The 1,537-nt window shown below is 49.8% G+C and carries 1 protein-coding gene; it reads left to right on the forward strand.

What is annotated here, in order from left to right; all coding sequences use genetic code 11:
* Positions 1–1,537, forward strand: a 1,537-nt coding sequence (locus ACFEL9_RS26050; RefSeq protein WP_385896321.1) for a beta strand repeat-containing protein, incomplete at both ends; no start/stop codon positions are given.

Here is a 1,537-nt window from a genome sequence, read left to right on the forward strand (position 1 = left end):
GTACGACTCCTTACACTTATGTGTGGAGCAATGGCGCAACCACGCAGGACATCACCGCTCTTGCTGCAGGAACTTATACCGTTACCGTTACTGATAACAATAATTGTACAGCTACCGCTTCGGTCACCATTGGGCAGCCTGCTGCGGCCCTGGCTCTCACTTCTTCAAAAGTGGATGTGCTTTGCTTTGGTAATGCCACCGGGTCCATTGACTTAAGTGTTAGTGGTGGTACGACTCCTTACTCTTATGTGTGGAGCAATGGCGCAACCACGCAGGACATCACCGCCCTTGCTGCAGGAACTTATTCCGTTACCGTTACTGATAACAATAATTGTACAGCTACCGCTTCGGTCACCATTGGGCAGCCTGCTGCAGCCCTGGCTCTCACCTCTTCAAAAGTGGATGTGCTTTGCTTTGGCAATACCACCGGTTCTGTTGATTTAAGTGTTAGTGGTGGTACAACTCCTTACACTTATGTGTGGAGCAATGGCGCAACCACGCAGGACATCACCGCTCTTGCTGCAGGAACCTATACCGTTACCGTTACTGATAACAATAATTGTACAGCGACTACTTCTGTTACCATTGGGCAGCCTGCTGCGGCCCTGGCTCTCACTTCTTCAAAAGTGGATGTGCTTTGCTTTGGCAATACCACCGGTTCTGTTGATTTAAGTGTTAGTGGTGGTACAACTCCTTATACTTATGTTTGGAGCAATGGCGCCGCTACCCAGGACATCACCGCTCTTGCTGCAGGAACCTATACCGTTACCGTTACTGATAACAATAATTGTACAGCGACTACTTCTGTTACCATTACCCAACCTGCCGCAGCCCTGGCTCTCACCTCTTCAAAAGTGGATGTGCTTTGCTTTGGCAATACCACCGGGTCCATTGACTTAACTGTTAGTGGTGGTACAACTCCTTACTCTTATGTGTGGAGCAATGGCGCTGCTACCCAGGACATCACCGCTCTTGCTGCAGGAACTTATACCGTTACCGTTACGGATAACAATAATTGTACAGCTACCGCTTCGGTCACCATTGGGCAGCCTGCTGCAGCCCTGGCTCTCACCTCTTCAAAAGTGGATGTGCTTTGCTTTGGCAACGCCACCGGTTCTGTTGATTTAAGTGTTAGTGGTGGTACGACTCCTTACTCTTATGTGTGGAGCAATGGCGCAACCACGCAGGACATCACCGCTCTTGCTGCAGGAACTTATTCCGTTACCGTTACGGACAACAATAATTGTACAGCTACCGCTTCGGTCACCATTGGGCAGCCTGCTGCAGCCCTGGCTCTCACCTCTTCAAAAGTGGATGTGCTTTGCTTTGGCAACGCCACCGGTTCTGTTGATTTAAGTGTTAGTGGTGGTACGACTCCTTACTCTTATGTGTGGAGCAATGGCGCAACCACGCAAGACATCACCGCTCTTGCTGCAGGAACTTATTCCGTTACCGTTACTGATAACAATAATTGTACAGCTACCGCTTCGGTCACCATTGGGCAGCCTGCTGCAGCGCTGGCTCTCACTTCTTCAAA

Source organism: Terrimonas alba, from assembly GCF_042434975.1.
Taxonomy (GTDB): domain Bacteria; phylum Bacteroidota; class Bacteroidia; order Chitinophagales; family Chitinophagaceae; genus Terrimonas_B; species Terrimonas_B alba.